The 23,004-nt window shown below is 58.0% G+C and carries 24 protein-coding genes; 16 read left to right on the forward strand and 8 right to left on the reverse strand.

Annotation, left to right across the window (positions count from 1 at the left end):
- Window positions 1-118: 118 nt before the first annotated feature.
- The 8 genes from AB0C33_RS01900 to AB0C33_RS01935 all read right to left on the reverse strand — a co-directional run bounded on the left by AB0C33_RS01900 (window position 119) and on the right by AB0C33_RS01935 (window position 13,286).
- The gene (locus AB0C33_RS01900) at window positions 119-1,138 is read right to left on the reverse strand and encodes a hypothetical protein (RefSeq protein WP_358282653.1); all 1,020 of its coding nucleotides are present in this window, start codon (window positions 1,136-1,138) and stop codon (window positions 119-121) included.
- Complete coding sequence (locus AB0C33_RS01905) at window positions 1,138-2,037, reverse strand: hypothetical protein (RefSeq protein ID WP_358282655.1); 900 nt, start codon at window positions 2,035-2,037, stop codon at window positions 1,138-1,140. The genes AB0C33_RS01900 and AB0C33_RS01905 overlap by 1 nt, the downstream gene beginning before the upstream one ends.
- Window positions 2,013-2,636: a C40 family peptidase gene (locus AB0C33_RS01910; RefSeq protein WP_358282657.1), complete on the reverse strand. Its 624-nt coding sequence runs from the start codon at window positions 2,634-2,636 to the stop codon at window positions 2,013-2,015. The genes AB0C33_RS01905 and AB0C33_RS01910 overlap by 25 nt, the downstream gene beginning before the upstream one ends.
- Window positions 2,636-3,733, reverse strand: coding sequence for a hypothetical protein (locus tag AB0C33_RS01915; protein ID WP_358282659.1), 1,098 nt, complete (start codon window positions 3,731-3,733; stop codon window positions 2,636-2,638). The genes AB0C33_RS01910 and AB0C33_RS01915 overlap by 1 nt, the downstream gene beginning before the upstream one ends.
- Window positions 3,733-8,517: a hypothetical protein gene (locus AB0C33_RS01920; RefSeq protein WP_358282661.1), complete on the reverse strand. Its 4,785-nt coding sequence runs from the start codon at window positions 8,515-8,517 to the stop codon at window positions 3,733-3,735. The genes AB0C33_RS01915 and AB0C33_RS01920 overlap by 1 nt, the downstream gene beginning before the upstream one ends.
- Window positions 8,517-8,885 carry a hypothetical protein gene (locus AB0C33_RS01925; protein WP_358282663.1) on the reverse strand — a complete coding sequence of 123 codons (369 nt, stop codon included), beginning with the start codon at window positions 8,883-8,885 and terminating at the stop codon, window positions 8,517-8,519. Before AB0C33_RS01925 ends, AB0C33_RS01920 begins: the two co-directional genes overlap by 1 nt.
- Window positions 8,886-9,472: 587 nt before the next feature.
- Entirely contained in the window at window positions 9,473-11,278 is a 1,806-nt protein-coding gene (locus AB0C33_RS01930) for a hypothetical protein (protein ID WP_358282665.1), read from the reverse strand.
- A gap of 160 nt (window positions 11,279-11,438) precedes the next feature.
- Window positions 11,439-13,286, reverse strand: coding sequence for a hypothetical protein (locus tag AB0C33_RS01935; RefSeq protein ID WP_358282667.1), 1,848 nt, complete (start codon window positions 13,284-13,286; stop codon window positions 11,439-11,441).
- A 1,316-nt stretch (window positions 13,287-14,602) separates the two neighbouring features.
- On the opposite strand from AB0C33_RS01935, the gene AB0C33_RS01940 reads away from it, so the two are divergent.
- The 16 genes from AB0C33_RS01940 to AB0C33_RS02015 all read left to right on the forward strand — a co-directional run bounded on the left by AB0C33_RS01940 (window position 14,603) and on the right by AB0C33_RS02015 (window position 22,688).
- Window positions 14,603-14,983: a hypothetical protein gene (locus AB0C33_RS01940; protein ID WP_358282669.1), complete on the forward strand. Its 381-nt coding sequence runs from the start codon at window positions 14,603-14,605 to the stop codon at window positions 14,981-14,983.
- Between the two features lie 174 nt (window positions 14,984-15,157).
- Complete coding sequence (locus AB0C33_RS01945; RefSeq protein ID WP_358282671.1) at window positions 15,158-15,346, forward strand: hypothetical protein; 189 nt, start codon at window positions 15,158-15,160, stop codon at window positions 15,344-15,346.
- Window positions 15,347-15,598: 252 nt separating this feature from the next.
- Complete coding sequence (locus AB0C33_RS01950; RefSeq protein ID WP_358282673.1) at window positions 15,599-15,886, forward strand: hypothetical protein; 288 nt, start codon at window positions 15,599-15,601, stop codon at window positions 15,884-15,886.
- A gap of 87 nt (window positions 15,887-15,973) precedes the next feature.
- Window positions 15,974-16,189 carry a hypothetical protein gene (locus AB0C33_RS01955; protein ID WP_358282675.1) on the forward strand — a complete coding sequence of 72 codons (216 nt, stop codon included), beginning with the start codon at window positions 15,974-15,976 and terminating at the stop codon, window positions 16,187-16,189.
- A 77-nt stretch (window positions 16,190-16,266) separates the two neighbouring features.
- Window positions 16,267-16,593: a hypothetical protein gene (locus tag AB0C33_RS01960; RefSeq protein ID WP_358282677.1), complete on the forward strand. Its 327-nt coding sequence runs from the start codon at window positions 16,267-16,269 to the stop codon at window positions 16,591-16,593.
- Between the two features lie 84 nt (window positions 16,594-16,677).
- On the forward strand, window positions 16,678-17,016 hold the full coding sequence (locus tag AB0C33_RS01965; protein ID WP_358282679.1) for a hypothetical protein: 339 nt from the start codon (window positions 16,678-16,680) through the stop codon (window positions 17,014-17,016).
- Between the two features lie 84 nt (window positions 17,017-17,100).
- Window positions 17,101-17,379 (forward strand): hypothetical protein, encoded by a 279-nt coding sequence (locus AB0C33_RS01970; RefSeq protein ID WP_358282681.1) that lies wholly within the window; start codon window positions 17,101-17,103, stop codon window positions 17,377-17,379.
- Window positions 17,380-17,749: 370 nt separating this feature from the next.
- Window positions 17,750-18,028, forward strand: a complete 279-nt coding sequence (locus tag AB0C33_RS01975; protein WP_358282682.1) for a hypothetical protein — start codon at window positions 17,750-17,752, stop codon at window positions 18,026-18,028.
- Between the two features lie 132 nt (window positions 18,029-18,160).
- A complete protein-coding gene (locus AB0C33_RS01980) occupies window positions 18,161-18,415 on the forward strand; it encodes a hypothetical protein (RefSeq protein WP_358282684.1) in 255 nt (84 codons plus the stop codon).
- Window positions 18,416-18,713: 298 nt separating this feature from the next.
- Window positions 18,714-19,043, forward strand: coding sequence for a hypothetical protein (locus AB0C33_RS01985; protein WP_358282686.1), 330 nt, complete (start codon window positions 18,714-18,716; stop codon window positions 19,041-19,043).
- Between the two features lie 81 nt (window positions 19,044-19,124).
- Window positions 19,125-19,547, forward strand: a complete 423-nt coding sequence (locus AB0C33_RS01990) for a hypothetical protein (RefSeq protein WP_358282688.1) — start codon at window positions 19,125-19,127, stop codon at window positions 19,545-19,547.
- A 74-nt stretch (window positions 19,548-19,621) separates the two neighbouring features.
- Window positions 19,622-19,945 carry a hypothetical protein gene (locus AB0C33_RS01995; RefSeq protein WP_358282690.1) on the forward strand — a complete coding sequence of 108 codons (324 nt, stop codon included), beginning with the start codon at window positions 19,622-19,624 and terminating at the stop codon, window positions 19,943-19,945.
- Between the two features lie 85 nt (window positions 19,946-20,030).
- Window positions 20,031-20,462, forward strand: a complete 432-nt coding sequence (locus AB0C33_RS02000; RefSeq protein WP_358282692.1) for a hypothetical protein — start codon at window positions 20,031-20,033, stop codon at window positions 20,460-20,462.
- A gap of 84 nt (window positions 20,463-20,546) precedes the next feature.
- Window positions 20,547-20,867, forward strand: coding sequence for a hypothetical protein (locus tag AB0C33_RS02005; RefSeq protein WP_358282694.1), 321 nt, complete (start codon window positions 20,547-20,549; stop codon window positions 20,865-20,867).
- 504 nt (window positions 20,868-21,371) lie between these two features.
- Complete coding sequence (locus AB0C33_RS02010; RefSeq protein ID WP_358282696.1) at window positions 21,372-21,707, forward strand: hypothetical protein; 336 nt, start codon at window positions 21,372-21,374, stop codon at window positions 21,705-21,707.
- Between the two features lie 681 nt (window positions 21,708-22,388).
- Window positions 22,389-22,688: a hypothetical protein gene (locus AB0C33_RS02015; protein ID WP_358282698.1), complete on the forward strand. Its 300-nt coding sequence runs from the start codon at window positions 22,389-22,391 to the stop codon at window positions 22,686-22,688.
- The last annotated feature ends 316 nt before the right edge of the window (window positions 22,689-23,004 follow it).

Raw genomic sequence — 23,004 nt, forward strand, 5'->3', positions numbered from 1 at the left:
TCAAGGTACCGAACCGCTGGTTAGTGCCAGTAGGGACACCAGCAAGGACATCCCCACCAGTGACGTTTCCAGTCTTCTTGTTTACCGAAGAGACATGCTGTCCCAAGTAATACTCTCCTTAGAATGAACCTCGGGTGCCAACCCCGAGACTTGACCTGTTCAGACCAGACTCACCGCTGAATGATCCGGTCTCCCGTGACTGCAAGCGCCTCCGTCTCTCGGAGGCCATCCCACTACGGCCTAGTAGCTCGTCCTCAAGGTCGGCCTGTCCGTATGTGGAGTCGTCGTAGATGTCGCCCAGGTTCTCAAGCGTCGGCAGCGCAGACCCGATCATCTGGTAGGCGGAGGCAGCCTGAGACCGGTCCACGCCCATGGACTCGAAGTAGTCGGCCCTGGCCTGACTGAGCCTCAAGCCCTGCCTGCGAGCCTCAGCGCCAATCTCAGCCTCTCTGACCCTCTTCTGAAGGATCGGGAGGGCCCTGGAACGGTCGAGCATCGCGGCCACCAGGTCACCTTGCCCTAGGCCATACTCCCGGAGGCTTTCCAGGTAGCCGGTATCCGTGTTGGACACAGCCCTAGCTGCGAGCTGTACCCGATCCTGAATCTCGGCTGGAGAGACATCCTGTCCAATCCAGGAAGTGAAGTCGTCCAGGCTGTCATAGAAGCCGGCCGGCATGCCGTTACTCTCAAGGATCTGACGGTAGGACCGCTCAAGAGACAGGTACTCCGCGGGCGACAGAACCGCTAGGCCAGCCTTCCGCCTCGCCTCATTGCCAGCGAACCGCTTCTTATACTCGTCGGTGTCCTGAAGCATCAGCATGACGGTATCTGCGTCATATCCTTGCTGTACCATTTCCAGAATTTTAGGCGCCAGAGTACCTAGGCCCCAGCTCTCAAAGGTGCGCTTGAGGTATTCATACGCGTTCCTATTAGCGTTGCTGTCCTTGTCGGAGTTGGAGCTGCTGCCCGTCTGGTTAGGTGGGCCGCTCGCTGAAGGAACCCACTTGCCGCCCGAATAGACGTACCACTTGCCGTCCTTGAATCGGTACTGTCCCGATCCGGACGAAGCGCTACTACTGCTTGCGCCTGGATCCCAGCCGCCCTGAACCCCGCCATATGAGCCCTCAATGAGCGGCATCAGAACACCATGCCAAACTGCTGGCCGATGGTACGAGCGGTAGAGTTCATGGCCTGTCTGGCGTTGTTCGTCTTAAGCCATCTAGGGTCCTTGCGCAATTCATTCTCAAACTGCCACAACGGCTTAAGCTCCGCCTTGCCGTTCTCCTTATTGATGTTCGTCAGGGCTGTCCTAATGGTGGGGTCGTAGAGGTCAAGGGCTTGCGAGTCAACCTCAAGAATCCGTCCCATTGCCTCCATGTAGGGCGAGGCGATATCCCTAACCGACATGCCCCCCTTGATCTGCTCAGAGAGCGTCGGGAACGCGGATAGGGCCTGCTGCTGCAACCAGCCCTTGTAGTCCTCTGTGGTCCTCGTGCCGTTGAGGATTCCCTTCAACCAGCCACCTAGAGCACTCTCGTCAATCCTGACACCCATCTGGAAGGCATACTGCCTGAGCTGGTCTTCGGCCTCGCCGGCCTCGCCGTAGTACCCACCCTTGCCGTTCTTGAGATGCTGAGACAGCATGCTCCTCAACTTCGCGTTATCCCAGCCGAAGGAGAGAGCATCCTCAGCCATATCCCACATGGTCTGCCAGCCGAGGCGGAGACCCATCGTGCCAGCCAATTGAGTAACGTTGTTGTAGATGGTGCGCACCCGAGCGCGCCACGTCTCAGGGTCGGTGTACTTGAGTGCTTCAGTCTGACGATACGTCTCGCTGTGCTTCTGATACCAAGAGGTCCGCCGGATCTCCGCAATGAACTTCTCCTTAGACCACGAACCCTTGATGGCCTGCTGGAAAACCTTCCAGAGAGAGTTATCGGACTTCAGAAGCGAGTACGCCCAGTTGTAGTACTCGGCCCATTCTTGCTGCGTCTTCGGCTTCTTTGCTGGCATTAGTAGCTGAGCTTCACCCCCCACGCACCTTCATTAGCCCCCAGCTTCCTCCGTCGTACAGTGCCCCGCACTCGCTTACCATTGACAACCACCCATGTGGCAGGGGCCTCCACGATTTCCCCGTTCCCGAGGTACAGAGCGATATGGTCAGCGCCAGGGATGGACGGATTGGAGTCCCACGCAACCAGGTCGCCTGGCTCCAGCTTGTCGAGGGACACCCTCTTCCCGCGTCCAGTCTGGCTATAGGAAACGCGAGGCATATCTACGCCCGCCTTATGGAAGGCGTAGAACAAAAGCCCTGAACAGTCGAACCCGCCTTCAGCATCGGACTCGCCACCCCACACGTATTTCCTGCCCAGCTTCTCTAGGGCGTACTGAATGACAAGCTCTCTCGTCTTACCGGTCGTAGGGATCTTAATGTTGTCTTCCTTCGGATCCGGCAGGGCGGAAAAGTCCGGCTCCCACATCGCATTGACGCCAGGCGCCACCACTCCCGAGGAAGGGTTATACGAGATCGCCGCAGGATCCTGCACAGGACTCTCAAGGCCAGGAGTAACAGGAGAGGCCAACTGAGTGCCGAGGTCAACACTCGGCTCAATGTATCCGCTAGGAGGCCACGGCATTAGACCGGAGCCTTAAGGGCCTCGAAAAGCCACGGCACCATGATGCCCGCCGTCTGATACGCAGCCGCCTCTTCCTTGTTATGGCCCAGCGACCAGTCCACCGCAAAGTCGGAAGCGTTCAAACCCTGCTTCACCTTGGAGCTGGACGATGAGTTGCCCTTGCCATCCGTGGTGGTCGTCGTGGTCGTCGTGGTCGGATTCTTGTTCTCGGCCGCAAGCAGTTCCCGCTTGAACTCCTCCACCTCCACATCAGTCGCCTTACGGCCTAGCCTCTGCGAAAGCGCTGCCTGTGCAAGCTGCTCGGCTGTCAAAGCGTTGGTGACGCTGACCGTGGTCTGAGTGGAGGTCGTAGTCTTGGGCGCTGCCGCCTGAGTACCGTCAGCGGTCCGCTTCAGGATGTCCAAGGGACTCACCCGCTTACCGACCATCCAGAAGCGAGCAGCGGTCTGAGTCAGGCCAGACCAGATGGACGCCATTTGGTCGACGCTGCCGCCCTTGGTGTCGAAGCCAGCGTTCTCCATCAGCTCAGCCATCCGCTTGGCCTGTCCCGCATCCCAGCGATAGGGGTCCATCTGGACCTCAGCAATGCTGCGCGTCAGGTCGCTGGGCTTGGTCACTTCACGCTGACGGTTGGGAGAGTCGGGATCCCGGATCACTCTGCCTCCCTTGCTCCGCCCCTCCCACACAGGGGACTGAGCCGTCAGGGAGTACGGATCCTTGGTGGCGGCCGTAGTACCGAGCTGCGCCTTGTAGTCGTCCAGGAGGCCACGCACCTCGGCGGCCGGATCCGCCGGCCTCTTCGGCGCTGTCGTCGAGCTGGGCGACGTAGGAGAGGGTGAGGGGGAGGGGGAAGCCGCGGGAGTGGGAGTGCCCAGGCCAGACGCCTCCTGCTCAGCAAGGATCTTCCGTGTCTCCGTGAGGTGAGGGTTCTCCTTGAACTTCGCCTCACCGTTCAGGAGAGCCTGTGTCGCCTCCCACTGCTTCCGTTCGACCTCACCGGTAGTCAGGCCCTTGCCGGAGCTGAGGGCCCACGCAGGGCCGAAGAGGATCCCGAGGAAACGCTTAAACTCAGGGTCGTTAGAGTCCCACCAGGCCATTACTCCTCCTCTTCTCCTACTCGGCGTTGCAGTCGGTCATTGCTCAGGTACCTCCAGAAGATTCGCGAGAAGACGGTATTCCTCTCGGCGTATTGCTCCTGGGTACTCTTCCAAGCCACAGCTAGATCCCTGTTTGCCTCCGCCTGGAGCGTATGAGGAAGCCCTTGCTTCTTCAGTTCATCCAGGACGCCTAACATGGTCTCCCTGTCCCTTAGATACATGGCCAGAGTTTGCATCTCGGGCTTCAGGAGTTCCCTAGGGTTCTGAACAAGGTAGGTTTGAAGCTTCTCAATCGTCGCCGGTACCTTGTTCGGATCCGTCTTGTAATACTCCTCGGCCCATTTCGGATATCTCTCGGCGACTCGCATGGCGAGCTTCTTGCGGGCGAAGTCAATGAAGTCGAGCGGGATATCCTTGTACGGCAGCATCCCGTCTAGCACATCCATATACTGTCCGAACTCGCGGAAGCCCTGTTTGACTTCGGCTTCATCAAGCGCTTCCTTAGGGGAGCGTTCCTGACGTGCCGTCTCCTTGGAACCAGGCCCAAGCTTCTGCCGCTTCTGCGCGTCATAGACGTACTGATCGAACTCGGGATTGTTGATCTGCCCGACGTAGATACTCGCTAGATCCGGATCCTTGGCAATCAGCTCCTTAACCTTCTGACTCTTGTCCCACGCCTCACGGCTGGCCGGCAGACCCGTCGCATTCTTAGACATCGACATGGTGAAGATATAGAAGTCATTGCCGTAGCTAGCCAAGAATCGCTCATCGGCACTCATCTCATCGCCAGGCTTCTCCTGTGCCCGCAAGCCCTGAAGGCGATCAATGTAGAACTGATATGGCGACTTGTACTGCACCGAGAAGGGGGCAATGAAGCTCGTGAAGGCACGCAGCTTGAAGTAGGCGTCCGTGCGATCCTCAATCTCCTTGAAGAACGCTTCCTCTGAAGGCATAGTCCGCTTACCAAGCTTCGCCCTCATGATCTCCGATTGAGCGATACTGGCAAATGCAGTAGCCCGAGAGCCATCACTGATGGACTCACCCGAATCCCACAAGCGTCTCATCCAGGCCGGTAGCAACCCATAGACGAAGTTGTCTTCGCTACCGAACGGGATAGCCCACTTGTAGACCTCAGGAAGAGTCGTCGGATAGTGGTCAGCGAACTGACCCACTCCGTACTGCACAAGAGGCCCAGCACCAGGAAGCCACCACGGGTCACCCTGAAGAACAAGGTTCATGGAAGGCTTGGAGATCTCGAAAGAGCCACCCTCAAAACCCGGAATGCGCTTAGCGAACTCCTCGGGTAGGCGTACCTCAATCTTGGCTTCCCTGTTCCAATCCAGAGGATTCCAGGAGCCAGGATCCTTAACCCACTCGCCCTTATCATCCTTCGTCTTCACAGTGAACCGAGGGACAATGTTGCCCGCCTCGTCCTCCGTGGCACCAAGGTTCATCTCGTTGGGAGCATTCCAGAGCTTGGCTCCCTGAATCAACGTCTGAGGCTTGTCCATAGCGATACGCGCCCACTTGGTCAAGCTGTCTTCCCATGCCGAAAAGAAAGCAGAGACAAACCTCAGCTTGTGAGCAATATCGGACTTGGTGCTGCCGTCATACAGTAACTCATTGATCTGCTTAAGGGATCGCTCCCTAGCGATGTGCTCTACCTGCCGAAGGTGATCGCTCGTCCACTTACCATCAGCGGTAACGCGGCCAAGCTTCTGCAGCTCCGCCACCTTGGCGGGATCGGCTAGTTGAGTCTCGGATACGTTGTGATACCGCTTGACGTTATTGATGTAGAGCCGTCGAAAGACCGGATGCCGCACCAGCTTGTCAGTGGGAACCTGACCAAGCCACTTAAAGCCGAAGTTAGTGATTGCCTCGATCTTGTCGTACACAGAACCTTGAGACAGATTCAAATCCACAGTAGGACCATGCACTGTGGGCCTGACCGCTTGATCGGGAAACAGGTCCTCCAGGACATCCCGAGTGACCTTTCCCTCCAGGGCCAAGCGGCGAAGCATGAGAGGGTCAGGCAGGTTGTTGAGCATGGGCACGTAATTGTCGACAACCGCCTGAGCCCTGCCTACAAGCTCCTCAATCTCTTCAGAGGACTTCTTAGCCCAGGCAGCTTCCCGCGGATTGTGCTTGTCCTTGCGGCCTAGCCGGGACAGTACAGCTCTACCGTCCTTCGTCCGCGTCAGCCAACGAAGAACCTCATCCCCCGACATGCCCTCCAGGAACTTGCGGCCTAGCTCCGACTTGCCGATCTGGTTGTGGATGGCATGAACCCATGAGTCCATGTGGGTCACCATGTCGGGCGTGACCACATCCCACTGAGCGTGATGGCGCCGAAGGTTGGCCAGGATGTCGGCTGCTGTGTTGGTGATGTTGTTGAAGGACGAGCCGACCACATATTGATAGGTCTCGGCTCTGCCGTCGTACGGGGCCCGGTAGGCATGGCCTCGATAGTTGAACCCCAGGGCCGACTGTGTGACGACGCTCCCGAGGTCCCGCCCCATCTGGTCGTAGGACTCCGCCAGCATCCGCCGAGTCTCGACAGGATCAGCGTCCAGGAGCCGAGCCGTCAGCCGTACCGCCGCGTTCGACCCTGCCGCCTGAGACCTGACATAGGCGTTGTCCAGGCGAATGGCCGCGTTGGCACGCAGGCCCGCACGGAAGCCGGCACCGAGATTTCCCACGACGCCCATCGCGCCGAGAGAGGCCAAGGCCCGCAGAGTGTCATCCGTCAGGTTCCGGACGGTGTAGCCGACACGAAGCAGGTTGGTGGCGGACCACACGCCATTGAAGACCTCAAAGGCATCTTCAAGGAACTGCTTCCCACTCGACTTGTCACCGAGACCCATCGTCCTCAAGGTGTCGCCGTGCTTCTCAAAGATGCGCTCATACGCCTTGAGGTCCTTCAGCGGGACGGAGTTGACCTCCTGTGTCTCAAAGAGAGCCCACTTAACGAAGTTGCCGTCCTCGTCATACACCCCATAGACCTGATCGCCCTCGGCTTCACCGCTCTTAATCTTGGCAATAAGCTTGTTGCGGCGACCAATACCCTCCTCGGCGATGAGAAGGGCTTGCTTCTTACTAAGCCCATATCTCATGCCCAGCTTGATGAGGGCTTCCTTCTCCGTCTTGCGGATGACCTCGGTACGCTGCCCCATATCCATGGCGGTCAGGTACTCATTCATACGGCCGTTTATCTGGGCCTCATCGAAGACGCCTGCATGACGCATATACGCATGGAGCGCCGGGGACGTATCCTTACGGTTCACATCAAACCATGTGGGCGGCCTCTTATCGGTGAAGCCATGAGCCAGCTTGAAACCCGGATAGGTGACAACCCGCGTCCCATAATCAAACGCCTTGCCAGGAATGAAGTTCTCAGACCATTTAGAGAACGAGCCCTCCTGGTAGGCAATCGCCCTATCAGCCTTACGGGAATCGCTCATGCGGGGGACTCGGAAAACCATGTCACCCCAGATGCCACCAGCGTCATCACGACTGCCGATAGCGCTAGTGATAAACCCGAGCGTCTTAGGGTCCTTCTCAATCTGAGCCTTGGACAGTCCGCCAAGGACACCCTGAACGACCTTGCTCGTAGTCCAGGCCGGAACGGTTGCCTGCTGCTTCCTCGTCAGGCGGGCGGCAGCCTTGACGTTAGCCAGCGCCAGCGGAGGGGTTCCCTTCGGAATTCCACTCTGCACCGGAGACGGAGGCAACCACTGGCCAGTCTGCGACTTGTTGACGATCGCAAGAGCCAATGGCCGATTGGACAGATTATTGACACTCTGGATTCGACGCGCCAGACCATCGGCCCTCTCCGCTAACGCCTGGCGAGCAGTCAGAGAGCCGAAGCCATGCGCAATAACCAGGCGAGCGGTATCCACATCCTGCTCATCAAGTAGTCCCGCAAGGATGCCCGCGGCATCGTCCTTCTTGCTCATCTGGGCAATCATCGGATGCTCAATGATCTGACGCGCACTCTTACCCGAGGCCCACGCCAGAAACTCATTCACCCTATCGCTATGGGCGAACACATCCGGGTCGGTCTCCTTGACCCCTAGCTTGGTCCGCTGAAATAGCTGACGCTCTAGCCAAGGGTCAGCAGCATGGGAACCCATGCCGTAAATCTTGGACACATTCTGAGCAGCCTCGCCAACACGAGCGACCTTGGTTACTGGATCCAGATACCAGGTAGCGGCAGCATCGGTAAGACCAGTGACCACATTAAACAGAGTGTCGTTCTTAAGCTCAGCTACCTGCCGATCGTCAAGGACATCAGCTCGCGTCCCTAAGGCTCCACTGAAGACAGAAAGGGCACCTCCGCCAACCGGCGAACCGCCCATCCACCCACCCTGACCGATGGAGGTATTGGCGGCTAGATCCCAACCCTTGGAATAGGTAGCAGGGTCTAGAAGCGCCTGGCCGTACACATCGGGGAAGGGGCCGACCCCCTCAGTAGGGGGACCGTAGCCCTGCTGCTTGGCCCACGTAGGAGACTGCGAAAGATTGATGACTCCCTGGGCAGCACGCAACGGGTAAGTGGCCTTATCCTCTGCCCAGCTCAAGCCTTCGGCGATCCCCTGAACAGGGGAAGCGACAGTCTGGAAAGCCGCGTTACCTAGACCAACAGGGACACGGGCAGCAGTACGAAGAACCTCTTCAAAGGTCTTGTCGTCCTCACCGAAGACGCCATTAGCCACATCCCAGAATGACGACCAGGAATCGCGGAGGGCCGCGCCAGCGATACCCAGACGCTGCCACCACTCCATCAGGCGTTCACCGCAGCCTTGATCTGACGGACGATCGTTCTCAGAGAAGGCATCGCGTTGGGCTGGTTGGCCAAGAACTCAAGGACAGGGAGGTAAGTGGAGAGCGTCTGCTTGTCCTGCCGTAGCAGCTCGTCAGGCGTGGTGAGTCCCAACGCCTCCAGGCCGACGCCAGCCCCGACAGGAGCGCCAGCCGTCACAGGCTCCCCCGGACGGGAGGAGGCAGCACCGAACGGAGTCACCTCCACAGGAGCGCCAGGAGCAGCGCCAGGCCCACCGGCAGCAAGGTTGTCCATGGCCATGGGCGCCCCAGCCTGAGCCTCCTGGAACGCCGCCTGTTCGCCGTAAGCCGCGTCGCCGAGCTGCCGCATGGACTGAGCCGGCCCGCCGTCCGTACGACGGGAGAGACGACCAGGACCAGAGGCCGGCGCGGGGTTGCTCGGCTCCCGGTAGCCTCCGCTAGGCAGAGGTGATCCTCTCGATAGCCGTACGGGCCTGATCCTGGAACGCCGCTTGCTCACGACGCCAATTGCTGTGGGACGCCATGGCTGAACCGAGATGGGTCACGCCATCGGTCAACGCCTCCAGGACACCTGAGACGACTACAGCCCCAAGGATAGGGATGGTCATCCATGACCACCGGATAGCCGGTAGAGGCTCAAGCTCGTCCTCGTCGTCGTACTGGCCCACTCAGCTCCTTGTGTTTCCTAGTAGGTAGAAGAACCGCACCGAGGCGGAACAGAGTTCACCTTGCCAGTGGAACCCCGAGTGCCAGCACCAGCATTGATGGCATGGCAACGCAGCTCCGACTGAACAGGAGTGGAGTCCTTGGCCGGAGGTCCGCCCTGATGCTTAGGAGCACGGGTAGAGCTGGCCATAGACTCACCACCCTTGCCCTTGCCAGGCAGAGAGGGAACAGGCTTAGGGGTATACATCTAGTTAGTCTCCTTCTGAAGCGTCATGCAGGTAGTGACCTCTTAACGTTGACTGTGTTGGTAGGCGCTCCACCGCTATTGAGTCCAGCGAGCATGGCCATGATGTCTGGCCTTCCACCGGGCCCCATGGTTGCCTGCCCCTCCGCGACACCAGGAGGTAGGCCCCCGCCACCGCCGCCCGCAGGTCCTCCACCTAGGAGAGCGGCTAGAGGATCTGAGGAGGATCCTTGGGGGGCCGTACCTTCTGGAGCCTCGGGAGGCGCGAACGCAGCGGTCACAGCGTCCTCAAGAGCCGTGCCCTTCTGACGACGCTTGATGACCTCGCCGAGCTGGCCAAGCACCTGGGAGGGATCCATGCCCGATTGGGCAAGCATGGGGATGGTCTGAGCCAGGGCCGCGATGGACTGGAGCAGGGCGGACCGCAACTCCTCGACCTCGATGCGGGTCTCTTCCTCGCTGACATTGATCCCGAAGGGAAACTGCCGCCTGGTGAAGTCCCGAGAGATGAGGCGGTCACCTCGCATCTGGAGGAGAGCCACAAGGGCCCGGTTGGGATCCAACCCCATGGCGAAGCCGTAGGTGACATCACAGGTGTAATCGCCGTTGACATCCCGGCTGGGCTTCCAACGGATGGAGTAGGGGACTCCATCTGCCTGGCCACGGATATCCCGCTCATGATCACCCCAAAGCTTCTCATCCATCTTCAGGGCAATACGAACGATGTCCTTGAAGGTCTTCCGGAAAATCTCCTGAGCCGCCTGAATGCTCGCATTGAAGCCGCCTTCAAGAGCCCTTACGCCTTGACCGGTAACGATAGAGGCATCCATGTTCCCTGTACGAGTCTCGGGATAGCGGGCACCGGTACGCAGCTCCATCGAAAGAAGCTGACTCTCCTGGAAGGCGGCAGGTGAGAACTCCTGTCCTACAACCCTGACCTTCTCAGGCGAGTTGGTACGGATGGTAGCTCCAGGCCCAACAGAGAACTCCTGGACATCCATAGGGACCGCGATAGGAGCCTCCACCGAACGCTCCGCGGCTTCCATGCCCATCATCGAGAACCGGTTCTTGGCTAGCTGGATCCAGATCACGTCATCGTATTGACCTCGGGCCACATCGGTAACGCCTGGCCTCTGAGCCACCACCACGCATGGCTCGTCCAAGAAGTTCGGCATGTAGTTGAGCTGAAGGTTCTCCCTCTCGGGAATGAGTACTCGCCACTGGTCCTTGTCGTGGTACATGATGACCTCAAGCAAGGCATTGCTATTGGGGTTCAAGTACTCACCGCAGATCTGATACGTCAGATCTGGATACAGGGAGCACAGCTCCATGCAGGTCTTACGGATACACCGAGTGAGAGAGACAAGCCGCCCCCATCGGTCAAACTCTGGATAGCAGCCCTCGGGGCTAATGAACGAGATCCTTGGCACCTTGGCTTCAAAGTCTGGCTCAAGGATGGCAGGCATAAGCCCAAAGGACACGTAGTAGTCGGCAGCCGTATACATCTGAGCCTGAACGCTGGATACCTCTAGGTAGTGAGCTACACCCTTGGTCTTCTTGTCCGCGAACTTCCGAGCGGCATCACTGGTTGCAGTAGCGGCAGAGCAGTTGAAGGCCGGCAGGGGAGCAAGCATCTCCGCTGTATCCCTCGCGGCAATGTCAATGTGGTTAGCGATGATGGCCTTAGGGACGTCATCGCTGAACATGTCAGGGGCTACCTCATGCAGGTTACCTGCACGGATGGCCTTGATATCGGCCATGTTCTGATCCCGCTCAGCATACCTCTGGCGGATCTCACGCCACCGGTAGCCGATCTCAGCAGCAGTCAGCAAAGGTGTTCCTCAAGTTCCTCCCTGAACTCCTCAACATGCGTATCAAAGTGCAGATCAAGGATTCTCCGAGCAGCCGACCTGGCTTCCTCGGACAAGCGTAGATTGCCTGCTACGGCAACAGTCCACTTGCAGATAGGGCAGGTAAGGATGTCCATATCCCCTACCCCCACTGGTCTTCCATGAGGTCATCAAGATACAGAGTCGCTTGCCTACGCAGTCGATACCGAGGCGTATACCGCGACCGGTGATGAGTGTTCGACTTCATCGTGTGCTGCTCAACCAGATTCCTGGCCTTCAGCTCTGCAAACCAGAGAGCCATAGGCAAGTCCATCTTGAGGTCCTTGCCCTTGATGCCAGGCTGCCAGGTAATCAATTGCTCAATCAGAGCCTTGATGCCTTCGGAGTTGTGAGACGAAGGAAGCTCGATCATCTGAGTAGAGAACAGAGGGGCAATACTGGCCACACCGAAGTCGGGATCCAGCTTGTTGGAGCCAGTGTAGTGCTCTTGCATGGTCACACCCCGATTCGCTAAGTAGCTTCTGATCTCTTCATCTCGCGTCAAGTACAGTTGGAAGGCGTTCTTCTCAATCACCCATGTATTAGGGCTATACTTCTCGGTCCAACCTCGGATCAGGTCCTTGATCTGCTGAGGGGACGGGTTAGGCATGCGGTGGGCATCGAGCACGTATCGCATCTGAGTCTTCACATCCACGCCATAGATGACCGTGGCAGTCTCACCAGCCATAGCCGGGTCCATACTGGCGATCACGTACAGACCATCCATGCCCTGGTCCCTGTGGTACTTGTTCTCCTTCTTCAGGAGCCCCACTGTCCGGTTGCCGTTGACACAGGCCCGGATGGCTGTAGCCGTGAAAATGCTGGCCTCTGAGACGTCCTGCTGCTGGTAGACCATGCTCCAGGTGCGGGGGTCCAGGATGCCGCGCCGCGCATACAGCCTCTTGCCGTCCCACCGGGGGTACAGGCCGGCGGCGTCGGGAGCGTCCTCCGCCCCGATCCAGGGCACGTTAGAGCGGGGCCAGAGGGTCACCCAGTCCGCTGGATCGTCGGCGTACTGGAGCACGGCCGGTTGAGCGAGGTAGGTCCACGGAGACTTGCCGTCGGGGTACCTGTCTGGGTTCCGTAGCTCTCGATAGAAGTCGACGGAGTCCACCCGTGTACCCGCCACGATCAACCGACCCGCAGGGCCGAGGCGGGTCAACACCTCCTGCTGAACCCAGCGGATCTGGCTCTCGAACTGGTTGGCGTTCGACAGAACGATGCAGTCATCTAAGAGGATGAGATCAGCTCTGGCGCCATAGATCTGGCCACCGATGCCCAGGCAAGCCAACGTAGGGTCCTTCTCGGAGGAGTCCCTAGACTCACTGCCTAGATACACCTGAGTGGACTGCCACACGGTTCCGGGGCCCTTGAAGCCATCGACAGGAGCGAAGTCCGCTTGAAGCCTTGAGTACCGCGGATGGGTTAGGCGCTGCTTCACCGCATAGACGAACTGCTTGGACATCTCCTGTGTCTTGGAGACCAGGAGGATACGAACATTAGGGTCCTTGCAGATCCGATACGTCACATAGTCCACTGAGAGAGTCATGGTCTTGCTGTGCTCAGGCGGACAGTTGATCAGGATGTGTTGCCGGGAGCCAGGCTCATACTTGATGGCCGGATGCAAATCTCTGGGCTCTCGACCTTCAATAAGGTCAATCCACTGGAGCTGATGAGTGAAGGTCTCCATACCGAGGTACTTGGCACGGAAGTCCTCGAAAGCGCCGGCGCGCTTCTGACGGATCTCCTCATCAGACTCCGCACCTCGACCAGACCTAGCAAGGTCACACTGCTCCTTGAAGGACGAGTCCCTAGAGCGGTACTGGTTGTAGGAGGTGACAGACCTATCAGCCTCTTGGCACGCATCCTTAACCGTCAACCCTCTACGGAGGGCATCAACGATACGACGCTTGGCCTCCTCGGTTGAATAGACGCTAGCGCGCCTACCCACTAGCTAGAAGGCTCCCTTGGCCAAGAACTGATACCTCTCCCATACTTGTACCTATATATATAAGACCTATCTACATACAGAAGGCCAACCCCTTGAAGGGTTGGCCAGTAGATATGAACCCGCCCCTCAAGGGCGGGTGTAGTAGGTACTCACTCCGTTCGGCACCTCCGGTGCCTCACTACGTTCGTACCTACCTATATAGGTCCGCCTCGGAGGCCATATCGCTATGCCCATTGATAACGATCCCATAACGTGAACCTAGAGTAGTCGGATAGCTCATATGGAGGCCATATGCATATACAGACCGTAGCGCGATGTAAAAAAAATTTGACAGGAGATAGTAGGGGGTGGAGGGTGGCCGGCTTAAAACCCCTGGGGTCAAACGGGTACGAATCGGTACGAAACGGGCGGAGCCTACCTCGAAACGAGGTAGAGACATCAGATGACCCCATGTGCTGTATACCGCAGACTATACCGTTTGTGCAGGTAGAGCCCTTGTGTGCATGTAGGGGTACAAGCGCCCCAACATGGTACGAATCTGGGCATATCAGGGCAGATGTGGGCATATAGAGGCAAACGGCCGACAGTCCTACCCTGCCTGCCAGCAGGGCCACCCATGCTGAGCTGCGCAAGTATGTACTTACTGACTGTCTCACTATGTGGACACATTGAAGCGTAGGCCGTACGGTAGATCTTGAGTTGTGCCTGTTCTGTCCCTTTTCCTGCCTTGAAGTCTGACTTTTATGTCACTAGTTGGTAACGAGTTGAACGCGAGTTAGCATCAGCCATTCCTGCCCTTCAGTGCCTAGTTCAGTGTGTGCATTGCATTACCAACTCAATAGCTCCAATCGCCCCCGCCACTACGGGAGGGCAATACCGAGACGGACATCCGATCGGTAGGAGCGCCCCTATGGGAGGTCACTTCGGTGGCTAAGGGTCTTCCCCTCCCGAGGAACACGTTGCTTGTGAACTTCATAGCGGTAGGCGCAAAGCACAGGGTTTGGCGGTGAAGGGTCATACGGACCCCTTCTAGAGGATCTGCCTCTAGGAGCTGAAAACCTCGTTCATCCAAAGGGATGCTGTCTGACAACGATGATCAGGCTGATAGAGGCACTGAGTAGTAAGTCCGCTCTGTGTGAGTGTGCAAACTCCCTTAGAGGGGGTTACCGGTGGGGAGACCTTTGGTTGAACCGTTGGCTATCCCCTCACCCAATAGGGCGTACCTAGGCACAGTGAGAGATTGGCTGGCTATCCGTCGATTGAGACTCACTGACTAGGTACTCCCGTTTGGGTAACCACAAGGGATAGGAGTAGCTATGGCTACCAAGCACTACGTGAACATCACCAACCGTCGAGTGGAGGTAAGGGTCCTTGCTTCGGTCTACGGCGGTATCCAGGTGGAGGCAGTGAGGGCATATCCCGCTGCTGGCATCTGTAAGGGCCAGATGTTCACTGTGAGCCATGACCTAGTCGTGAAGGAAACGGCTAGGCGACAGAGAGACGTCAAAAGGGCCCTTGCTCATCAGAAGCGTATGAGGGCACTCGCTAAGGCTGCAAAGGAGGGCTCAGAGAGCGCTGAGAGCGCTTCTGAGAGCCCTTCAGCGTCGGCCGGTAGTGGACAGGCCAAATGCCCTGTATGCGCCACAGAACACGCTCCAGGCGCATGCACGATGAACGTGGTTTTAGAGGGAAAGTGACCCTCTGTCCCTAGCCGTGAAGCGGTATGGCTGTCATAGGCCACTAGGGACGCTCGGGAAGGGAGACAACACATGATCTGGATTGAGCATGTGGCGTTCTGTCTGGTGATGATCCTTCCTTTGGTTCTCATCATCAGGACAGTCAGGTAATCCAACACGGGAAGGGCACATCCCATGGAACACATCACCGCTGCCTTCAAGCGCTACCACAACGCGCGGAAGGGCGTTCACTACCTTGTGACGCTCGTTCTGTTCGCTGCGGAAGCGGTAGCTGTGGTTGCCGTACATGACGCGATGGTTCACCTCACCCTTAGCGGCTCCATCGCTATGTGGGAGGTAGGCGTGACTGCACTGGGCGAGTAGGGCCTAGGCCGGTAGGTCGGTCCACAGCGTGAGCTGTGGGCCCTCCGGTCTGCCTAGACCGAAGGGAGGACAAGGATGCTCGCAACCATCGGCCTAATCGTCATAGCCGTACTCATGGCGGGATCCATCGGAGTCGTCATATGGCTTGACGGAAGGTGAGTCAGCTAGGGATGCCTGTAGGCCACTGGTCTATAGGCATCGGCCTAGTAGTTCACCAGGACTACTAAGAGGGAGCACACCAAAGGGGTTCACATGGTTCTGTCGTATGACTTGCTCATGCCTGCCGTGAAGCGGCTGGTAGAGACACGTCAGAACTGGATGTATTGGCAACAGAAGGCCGAAAAGTCGGGGGACACCTACGACAAAGGCCGATGGTTTGAAGAAGCCGGAAGGTATGACGGACTTCTGGAGGCCATCAGTTCTGTAACACAGGAAAACTCCGCCGAATGGGACGCGCGTTGTCAGTCCACCGTCGAACAGATCACGGAAAAGACGGACCGATACGCGGATGACTTACTCAACTCCTTCGGGTACGTGTGATTGGTGAGTCAGCCAAGCGAGCCTATCTCTAGGAGAAGAGGTAGGCCGCTCTTGGTAGTTCACCTGGACTATCTGAAGGGAGCACACATGGCAACCGTCAAGATGATGGTTGGTGGCCTTATCGGGATCATCAACAGGGATGTTGAACTAGACATACCTGATGCGGTGATCGCCAAAGGCGATGAGGCCATGCTCAAGTGGGCGAACAAGAACATCACCTACTTGGACCAACAGACGTTCAAGGCCAGGTCTTACGAGACGACCGTTCTCCGCGAAGTCACGGAAATGAAGCTGGAGAAGTGAAGCAAACAGACGAGCCTAGGGCTTCACCTCCCTAGGCCGCCTCTGTCTGTTCACTCAGACACACGAAGGGAGCACACATGAGGTACGGAGGCGACCTCCGTAAAGGGGATATGCCCCAGATCAACATCGGGGATGTCCTGGAATTCCGCATCGGAGACTTTGAAGTCCTCGACTGGGCTCACAAGCCAGGATCCGCAAGGCTGGCCGAGCCTGAGCAATACCTGTTGCTCTTAAAGGACAGGTACTCCAGCGGGCTAAATCATCACGTCGCCTACCTGGGCCACAAGGAATGGCGCCAGGGAGAAACGTGCCGTCCTACGGTCCAGATCTACACGGAGGAGCAGGCGCGGAGGATATTTCACGAGAAGGCCGAGCGAAATAACTTCGCTGTCCGCAGCAGGTGAGTCAATCAGGCGAGCACACCTCATCGTAGGTGTGCCGTCCCTGTCTGTTCACCAACAGGCAAGCACACAAGGGAGAAGGCGGAGATGGAACCTCACGAAATAGCGAAAGCTTGGTTTGAGGAATCATCGGCGGCCCCCAGGGCGATAGACCAAGTCCTCATTGAACTGCAAGCGATGCTCTCGGTTATTGAGGACATGGAGCGGGACGGGAAGAACCCGGACCGTAGCCATACCGTCAAGGGGTCGAGAGACATTCAGGCCATGATGTGGAAGACGATCGAACCATTCCTAGAGGAGTGGCTATTGACTCGGGGGTACCCGAGCGGATTCGCCTTCCTAAGCAGGGTCATGGAGGCGGCGGCCGAGCTGCGCAGGCCGCACATTCGAGGACTTAGGCCACGCCCCAGGCTAGTCCAGAGGTGAGTCAATCAGGTGAGCCTATGGGCGGTTGTCCATAGGCCAACCCTGATAGTTCACCGGAGCTATCAGGCACACAAGGGAGTGGCGATGGAATTGCCCGACATCATGCAGGGCGACGAGATCGAGATCCTTACCGGCAAGGCAACCGTGTTCTACGCGCTACGCCTGCACAAGCCGGGAGGTAAGGAGGAAAGGTATCTCCTCCTGCTCTGGCGTGATCACCCGCAGAATCCCTTTGTCGTCTGCTATTTGGACGCTAGGGGATACGCGGGGAAGGAATGGGATCACGGCTACTACGCGGACAACGCGACCAACGCCATTAAGGAGTACCAGAGCAGGGTCATGGAAAACGTTCAGCTCATGTGACTCAGTCAGGCGAACCCACAAGCGTCCGGGTTTGTGGGTCGGCCCTGATAGGTCACCTACCTATCAGACAGAGGGAGCATACGAATGGTGGACAAGGTCACGAAGTGGGATCTCATCTCGGATGAATGCAGAGCAGACCTCGAAAGGATCCCTTTCGGGAAGCCCTGTACTGGGTGTAACGCCACTCTGGAGACCGAGGCAGACTTTGCCAAGCACTTCATTTTATATGACCGTTCATACCGCAACCTTGGGTACTGCCCCGTTGCGGGACCAGGACATAAAAGTTGGTGAACCAATAAAAGGGTCTGCAAGCTACGGCTTGTAGGCCCTTTGGTCTGTTCACTACAGACTCAGAAAGGGGCACACACCAATGGCAGAGCTGGCACCGCTGGAGCAGATCAGGCGTGTTCTGGGGGGAGGTCATAAGGGGACCATCGTCAACATGGACGGTCCCACGATAGACATCCTCTTTGAGACCGTCGGAAGCGCAGCGGGATTCCTCGGGATACTCCGAAGGGAATTCCAGGAGCACGCGATTCTGATGCTGGAGCCGGGCAACCGGTATCTAGGGGAATGCGTGGCGAGGATCCCCAAGGGGAGCGACCCATTCGGTACGAGGGCAGCCATTCAAGCGGCCAACGAATTGTGAACCGGTAGGGGAGCCCGCGGGAGTCATTCCGTGGGTTGCCTGGTCTGTTCACAGGCCACCCTACGCCGGAGGGCACACCGGCCAAAGGGAGGACACACAATGGCATGTTCGTACTGCGCGACTATGCGCGGCATGAGCCTTCCCGACCACTCCACGGAGATCTACATGGAGTCCCTTCGGGAGTGCGATGATCTCGGCTCGGAACTCTCCGAGTGGATCAAAGAGCGTCTGCCGGCCGAGCACGATTTCCCCACGGTCTGGACCATGCGCACGCACATCCGCAAGGAACACATCAGGTATCACCGCGAGCACGGGACCTCATGCGCTCTGTATGAGCAGCTAGAGAAGAAGGTGGGGGCCGAAAAGCTCCTGGAGCTGACGTCATGACCCTAGAAATCCGTCAACCTCCCTTTAGCCAGTGGGGCTACTGGGAGATTTATGAGGGCGGAAAGAAGATCGGGGAACGTAGTCAGTACACCGATGGGGCCCGCATCAGTCGGACGGATCACTGTCAGGTACACGCCTGGAGCGATTCCATGCACTGGAGCGCTAACGACCCCTTCCCCGGAGATCGGAAGTTCGATCACTGGGAGAAGTTCCACGAGGTCTAGCAATAGCCCTTTGCCTGCCTCTCGCAGGTAGGCATTGGAGATTTGCTAGGAGGGCAAATCTGGAAAGGGCACACATGTTCATAGGGTGCATCGAATGGCCTGCCGTAGACGGGGCGGACGTCGTTGTATTCACGGACGAGTCGGTTCCGAGGCTCATGCGCGTCTGTGCTGAGTACCTGGCCTCCCAGGTTCCGGCCGAAGACGCTGACGACTTCCCGGACCTCGACCTTGAGGACTCCAATTCCGTGAAGGATTGGCTCTCCATCTCCAACGAGGTGGATAACTTCGGATTCCTGACCATCCACAAGCCCGGAAAGCCAGGGACTCGCGCCAACTGGATTCCCCTTGTCGGCGTCCAGGGGGATGAATACCTCACATACGAGGAGCTGATTGCTAGGAACTAGCGATAGCCCATGGCCTACAGGCAATCGTCTGTAGGCCATGGAGATTCGCTAGATAGGCGAATCGGAAGGGAGCGCACGGAAATGACTGGTCAGAGAGTGCCGGCGATCGGATCCCTGGTGAAGGGGAAGCGCGTGGACGGGTCGCGGGTCCTCGGGACCGTACTGCGACACGGGTACGGCACTACCGAGCTGGGCGTTGTCGATCCCCTAGACGCGGCGGCCCACATTGGTCAGCGGGTCCAGGTCGGCACGCGGGACCTGGAGGCCGTCAAGCTCATCTGTGTCCAGGCACGCCTACTCCGCAGGGGGCGCCGGTTCTACTTCACCGAGGCAGGTTCGTTCCCTGACACGTTCGCGGACTGGCACGGCTACAGGCAGCGCCCTCGTGTGGACCAGGAGACGGGGGAGCCCACGGGGGAGACAGAGAGGGTCATCATCTACACCACGCAGTGGGGCTACAAGGATGAGATCCCTCATAACTTTCCCGTCTGGATTGAGGACTAGCGATAGCCCATCATTCGCCTCCCTCGGGAGGTGAGTGGTGGAGGGTCGCTAGGCCCTAAGAGAAGGGAGCACACATGCTTACCAGAGAGCAGGCGGACGCCTTAGTCGAGGCCGGTATCGCCTACCTCAACGAACAAGCACCGTGGCATGGGGAGCTGAGGAACTGGCTCCGGGACATCAACGTGGAATGTCTGGAGATGAATGTCACTGAAGAGGACGTTCTCGGCCAGCTATTCGGCGACTACGACACGGGAAAGAAGAAGCTCAAGCTTTCTGGCGAGGAGTCGGTAAGGCTGGGGTTCGCTCTCGCCGGTGATAGCGACTGGCACACGATGGGTGACTACGTCATCCTCGGAGCGGCCTGGATCGAAAAGCTGAGGCGGCTCAAGAAGGACTAAGGCTGTCGGCTCCTATGCCTCCCTAACAGACGGGGAGGTATGGGGGCCTGTGGTCAATAGCCCACAATCAGAGGGAGCGCACAAGATGAGCGATGAGGAACCCCAGGAAGAGGTATGGACCTTTGGGGGTAGCCGAGTCAGTTCCGATGGCAAGCGAGTACATGCCTGGATAGATCCGAACGGCGTCCCGCTGCTGTACGCGGCGAAGGGGACATATGCGATCGGGTCGCTCTATAAAGTCAAGGTCCTTCGCAAGGGTGAACGTACGACGAGGTACGGAGAACCGCAATACACCGGAGAGCGGACCAGCGAGGAATTCCGGGAGGGGCTTTGGGCTGAGCATAAAGCCGCGGAGGCCACCCTAGCCCTCAAGGCCAAAGAGCGGGCGGACAAGCGGGATGACCCTATCGAGGATGCGATAGACAAGCTTGCCTATCTCATCTCGACCGTACCCGTCTCCCAGAGGACCAATCTCAGGGCCTATGTCATCAGTCGCCTCATGAAGGCTAGCAAATAGGACTAGGACTGTTGCTTCCTATGCCTCCCCTATCAGGGGTGGAGGTATGGGGAGTTGCGGAGTAGTCCGCAGAAGGGAGCACACATGGAAGAAAAAGACGTCAAGGCCATCGCTATTAAGTGGCTGGACGACGGGCCCAACGCCCTGGCGATGAAGAGGTATGACCTCCTTCTCCAACGGCATAGTGACTGGGAAAGCGACGTGCGTTCTCAAGGGAAGGACCCTGCAAGGCAAAAGCGAGATGCAGTGTTCATGGGCCGACGACAAGCAACGGCGGAGCTAATCGACGTCTATCTGACTGACTGGCTCGACAACCACGGCCTTCCGATCGCCTATACGGTGAGGCAAGAAGTCTTCACCATGGCTCACCGACTCCTCACCGGCCAAGAGAAGATAGAGGACTAGGTGGAGGGATGTCGCTAGGGCATAGGCAACTGGAATGCCTTCGGCTACTCCAGGCACAAGGACCCTATCCAGATAGCGGCTGGGTACTGCACACGCATTCGCTAACCGTTATCACGCTGAACAGTCTGATCAATCACGGGCTAGTCAGTAGCGAACGGGTCTGGCGTGAGGGCGTCGTTGAACCCGTCTTCCGCTATGAGATCACGCACAACGGCAAGGCAATGCTCTCCATATCTCACGTAGGGCGTGGGCCTCGGCCCACTACGGAAGAGGAGATCAGGCGGGACGAGCGAAGGAAGGTAGCTGAGGAACTTCTCATCGCTTCTCGGACAAGCCGGAAGCTCGTTCAGCATGGCCTGTACTACGCGGCCATGTTGGTAGACCCAGACGTCACGGAACGGGATGAGCCGTTGTTCTGACGCGGGGCCGGCACGTCTAGGCAGTCAGGTTGGCTCACAGGATCTCCCTGTGGGTCTTCCTGGTCACCTAGGGAAGGGAGAAGGCATGTCTCACTGGCATGTCGGGGTAAGCGCGAACGGTCGCCTTATTCCGGAGCGACAGAAGTGTTTCCACGGCCCCGAGGCCGAATGGGAACGGCTCCTAGAAGAGGCCAAAGGATGGGTAGCCGACGAGATCGGTTCAGACAGTCAGATGGCTGAAAGGACGGCAGAGAACAACGAAGAGAGAGACAACTCCAAAGACGACTACGCCAGACTGTCCGAATCCATCGCAGAGTACGAGGGTCAGGAAGATGGCTGGTATGCGGTGACTACGGCCGACGGCATTGAGTGGGGCTACCGGCTCCTCGCCGTAGAGGGTGACTGCGACGAAACCGTTTAGGTCTGTCATTGCCTCCGCCTCTCGTAGGTGGGGGCATTAATGGATCTAACCCAGGTCCAGAGAAGGGAGGTAGTACATGGACGATGATCCAGGCCCACTAGATCCGAGGGCGTTCCATGAGATGGACGCCGCGGTGGAACAGATATGGCGACTCTTCTTCTCTAGCCAGAGTGAGCCAGAGATGCAAGGTTGCCTCAAGGTGATTCGTCAGATGAAGCAGGATGCCCATAGGGGTGGAGCTGAACGGATCGCCGATGGCATGCGGGGCCCGAGCTGGAGGAAGGGCGAGTTCAACGCCTATTCCGTCATGGTAGGGATTGCTCTCCTGCTGGAGCAGAGATTAGAGCGGGCGATACCCCCGACCGAGTACTAAGTCATTGCATCCCATGCAGGCTATGTCTGTGTGGGGTGTTGCGGCTTGGTCCTAAGTCGCTGGCAAACCCATGGAGGGCACACCATGGAGACAGAGGTAGAACCTCTAGCCAAGATTCTGCCCGTATACGAGTCCAGGCACCTCTACAACCTGAGGGCCTTTCTCGTATCGGCGCGGGAGAAGGGTAAGGCGGTATACCCCGGAGGACGTAGGCACAGCGCCGGTTACTGCATGGTGACCGAAGCTGCGCTTCTCGCCTATGAGGTAGAGGACCTTATTCGGCAAGAGGCGGCATCTCGGAGGAGCGCGTGACGTACTCCTACGAGATCCAGGTAGACAGGGGCTTCCGTCTGTTGGAAGAGAAGGCCCCCCGCACCTGGAGAGACAGAGTCAACAGGGCCGACCTGAACATGGGCGACCCTGACTCATGCATCCTCGCCCAGATCTTCGGCAGCTACACGGCCGGCCTGGAGGCACTGGGGTTGCAGATCGGAACCTTCGGCGAGATGCGGAACGGGTTCAACGCGGTCTGTCCCGAGGAGCACAGAGATCTCACGGAGGCTTGGCTTCAGAAGCTAAGGGCGGACGCGAGAAAGAGGAAGACGTGAGACAAGAGTTCCGTCTAGTCATCGAATGTCCCTACGACAGTACTCCGGTGAAGCCGACCGAAATCGAGCTGCTATTAGGTCGAGAGCTGGGATTGGTCTCGCCCACGATATCGGCTACGGAGGTCATCGAAGAGGCAGGAGCAGCCGGAAGTAAGGAGTAGTGAACCGTTCAGGGGGTGCGCAGGCGGGTGTCTGTGCATCCTCTAATCGGTTCAACACGGAGCCGAGAGAGAGAAAGGGGAGTATGAAGCTATTCAGATTCATAGGGCACTACTGCACGCCTCTATGGCCGGTGGTGCTCATAGGTGGGCCCTTG

Source organism: Nonomuraea sp. NPDC048881 (assembly GCF_040649795.1).
In the GTDB taxonomy this organism is placed as follows: Bacteria; Actinomycetota; Actinomycetes; order Streptosporangiales; family Streptosporangiaceae; genus Nonomuraea.

Excerpts from the sequence above, each read along its gene's own strand:
- AB0C33_RS01900 (WP_358282653.1), bottom strand. The coding sequence starts at position 1,138 with ATGCCGCTCATTGAGGGCTCATATGGCGGGGTTCAGGGCGGCTGGGAT.
- AB0C33_RS01910 (WP_358282657.1), bottom strand. The coding sequence starts at position 2,636 with ATGCCGTGGCCTCCTAGCGGATACATTGAGCCGAGTGTTGACCTCGGC.
- AB0C33_RS01915 (WP_358282659.1), bottom strand. The coding sequence starts at position 3,733 with ATGGCCTGGTGGGACTCTAACGACCCTGAGTTTAAGCGTTTCCTCGGG.
- AB0C33_RS01920 (WP_358282661.1), bottom strand. The coding sequence starts at position 8,517 with ATGGAGTGGTGGCAGCGTCTGGGTATCGCTGGCGCGGCCCTCCGCGAT.
- AB0C33_RS01925 (WP_358282663.1), bottom strand. The coding sequence starts at position 8,885 with ATGCGGCAGCTCGGCGACGCGGCTTACGGCGAACAGGCGGCGTTCCAG.
- AB0C33_RS01940 (WP_358282669.1), top strand. The coding sequence starts at position 14,603 with ATGGCTACCAAGCACTACGTGAACATCACCAACCGTCGAGTGGAGGTA.
- AB0C33_RS01945 (WP_358282671.1), top strand. The coding sequence starts at position 15,158 with ATGGAACACATCACCGCTGCCTTCAAGCGCTACCACAACGCGCGGAAG.
- AB0C33_RS01950 (WP_358282673.1), top strand. The coding sequence starts at position 15,599 with ATGGTTCTGTCGTATGACTTGCTCATGCCTGCCGTGAAGCGGCTGGTA.
- AB0C33_RS01955 (WP_358282675.1), top strand. The coding sequence starts at position 15,974 with ATGGCAACCGTCAAGATGATGGTTGGTGGCCTTATCGGGATCATCAAC.
- AB0C33_RS01960 (WP_358282677.1), top strand. The coding sequence starts at position 16,267 with ATGAGGTACGGAGGCGACCTCCGTAAAGGGGATATGCCCCAGATCAAC.
- AB0C33_RS01965 (WP_358282679.1), top strand. The coding sequence starts at position 16,678 with ATGGAACCTCACGAAATAGCGAAAGCTTGGTTTGAGGAATCATCGGCG.
- AB0C33_RS01970 (WP_358282681.1), top strand. The coding sequence starts at position 17,101 with ATGGAATTGCCCGACATCATGCAGGGCGACGAGATCGAGATCCTTACC.
- AB0C33_RS01975 (WP_358282682.1), top strand. The coding sequence starts at position 17,750 with ATGGCAGAGCTGGCACCGCTGGAGCAGATCAGGCGTGTTCTGGGGGGA.
- AB0C33_RS01980 (WP_358282684.1), top strand. The coding sequence starts at position 18,161 with ATGAGCCTTCCCGACCACTCCACGGAGATCTACATGGAGTCCCTTCGG.
- AB0C33_RS01985 (WP_358282686.1), top strand. The coding sequence starts at position 18,714 with ATGTTCATAGGGTGCATCGAATGGCCTGCCGTAGACGGGGCGGACGTC.
- AB0C33_RS01990 (WP_358282688.1), top strand. The coding sequence starts at position 19,125 with ATGACTGGTCAGAGAGTGCCGGCGATCGGATCCCTGGTGAAGGGGAAG.
- AB0C33_RS01995 (WP_358282690.1), top strand. The coding sequence starts at position 19,622 with ATGCTTACCAGAGAGCAGGCGGACGCCTTAGTCGAGGCCGGTATCGCC.
- AB0C33_RS02000 (WP_358282692.1), top strand. The coding sequence starts at position 20,031 with ATGAGCGATGAGGAACCCCAGGAAGAGGTATGGACCTTTGGGGGTAGC.
- AB0C33_RS02005 (WP_358282694.1), top strand. The coding sequence starts at position 20,547 with ATGGAAGAAAAAGACGTCAAGGCCATCGCTATTAAGTGGCTGGACGAC.
- AB0C33_RS02010 (WP_358282696.1), top strand. The coding sequence starts at position 21,372 with ATGTCTCACTGGCATGTCGGGGTAAGCGCGAACGGTCGCCTTATTCCG.